This is a genomic window from Oceanobacillus sp. M65, assembly GCF_052246275.1.
In the GTDB taxonomy this organism is placed as follows: domain Bacteria; phylum Bacillota; class Bacilli; order Bacillales; family Amphibacillaceae; genus Oceanobacillus_B; species Oceanobacillus_B jordanicus.
This window is the reverse complement of sequence record NZ_JBQQCJ010000010.1, coordinates 1-1277: the sequence shown is the minus strand read 5'-3', so window position 1 is coordinate 1277 and position 1277 is coordinate 1. Positions and strand designations below refer to the sequence as shown.

The 1277-nt window shown below is 49.3% G+C and carries 9 tRNA genes and 1 rRNA gene; all 10 read right to left on the bottom strand.

The annotated features are described in order from the left end of the window. Positions 1 to 134: 134 nt before the first annotated feature. The 10 genes from ACTWPF_RS19065 to rrf all read right to left on the bottom strand — a co-directional run bounded on the left by ACTWPF_RS19065 (position 135) and on the right by rrf (position 1082). A tRNA-Ala gene (locus ACTWPF_RS19065) sits at positions 135 to 210 on the bottom strand. A gap of 10 nt (positions 211 to 220) precedes the next feature. Beyond that, positions 221 to 297, bottom strand: a tRNA-Pro gene (locus ACTWPF_RS19060). A gap of 6 nt (positions 298 to 303) precedes the next feature. Next, positions 304 to 380, bottom strand: a tRNA-Arg gene (locus ACTWPF_RS19055). 6 nt (positions 381 to 386) lie between these two features. After that, a tRNA-Leu gene (locus tag ACTWPF_RS19050) sits at positions 387 to 471 on the bottom strand. A 7-nt stretch (positions 472 to 478) separates the two neighbouring features. Continuing rightward, positions 479 to 553, bottom strand: a tRNA-Gly gene (locus ACTWPF_RS19045). A gap of 24 nt (positions 554 to 577) precedes the next feature. After that, a tRNA-Leu gene (locus ACTWPF_RS19040) sits at positions 578 to 662 on the bottom strand. A 13-nt stretch (positions 663 to 675) separates the two neighbouring features. Next, a tRNA-Lys gene (locus ACTWPF_RS19035) sits at positions 676 to 751 on the bottom strand. A 21-nt stretch (positions 752 to 772) separates the two neighbouring features. Then, a tRNA-Thr gene (locus ACTWPF_RS19030) sits at positions 773 to 848 on the bottom strand. 3 nt (positions 849 to 851) lie between these two features. Then, positions 852 to 927 (bottom strand) — tRNA-Val (locus tag ACTWPF_RS19025). Between the two features lie 39 nt (positions 928 to 966). Next, positions 967 to 1082, bottom strand: a 5S ribosomal RNA gene (gene rrf, locus ACTWPF_RS19020). Positions 1083 to 1277 lie beyond the last annotated feature (195 nt).

Here is a 1277-nt window from a genome sequence, read left to right as displayed (position 1 = left end):
CGACACCAATCGACATGATCCGTCTTAGCTTCGCAGAAAACTGGCTTCTGCTTGTATTTCTTCGAAAAACAGAAAGTCTGTTTTTCCTTGACATACTAGTTGTTCTGTTCAGTTTTCAAAGAGCAATAATTAATTGGTGGAGCCTAGCGGGATCGAACCGCTGACCTCCTGCGTGCAAGGCAGGCGCTCTCCCAGCTGAGCTAAGGCCCCAATATTTAAATGGTCGGGAAGACAGGATTTGAACCTGCGACCCCATGGTCCCAAACCATGTGCTCTACCAAGCTGAGCTACTTCCCGAAAGAATGGCGCGCCCGAGAGGAGTCGAACCCCTAACCTCTTGATCCGTAGTCAAACGCTCTATCCAATTGAGCTACGGGCGCTTATAGTGCCGAGGGCCGGACTCGAACCGGCACGGTAGAACCTACCGCAGGATTTTAAGTCCTGTGCGTCTGCCAATTCCGCCACCCCGGCTTGGGCATGGAGCGGAAGACGGGATTCGAACCCGCGACCCCCACCTTGGCAAGGTGGTGTTCTACCACTGAACTACTTCCGCAGCGTAAGTATTTTAATTAAGTAATGGTGCGGGTGAAGGGACTTGAACCCCCACGTCCGAAGACACTAGATCCTAAATCTAGCGCGTCTGCCAATTCCGCCACACCCGCAAAAGTGTTTGAGTGGTGAGCCATGAAGGATTCGAACCTTCGACCCTCTGATTAAAAGTCAGATGCTCTACCAACTGAGCTAATGGCTCGTACACACTTGAAATGAATAGTGGTGCCGGCCAGAGGACTTGAACCCCCAACCTACTGATTACAAGTCAGTTGCTCTACCAGTTGAGCTAGGCCGGCAAATGGTGGAGGATGCAGGGCTCGAACCTGCGACCCCCTGCTTGTAAGGCAGGTGCTCTCCCAGCTGAGCTAATCCTCCAATGCACATATAAAATGCGCAAATTATATTATTCAATTCGCCTGGCGGCGTCCTACTCTTGCAGGGGCAAAGCCCCAACTACCATCGGCGCTGGAGAACTTAACTTCTGTGTTCGGCATGAGAACAGGTGTGACCTCTCCGCTATTGCTACCAGACCATCCTAAAAACAAGGACAAGATATATTATATGCATTTTCTTCAAAAAATGCAAGGGTTTTTTTAATTTATACCCTAAAAACTAAATAAGAGTAAACAACGAATCAAGAAAAATATTAGTTAAGTCCTCGATCTATTAGTATCCGTCAGCTCCACGTGTCACCACGCTTCCACCTCGGACCTATCAACCTCATC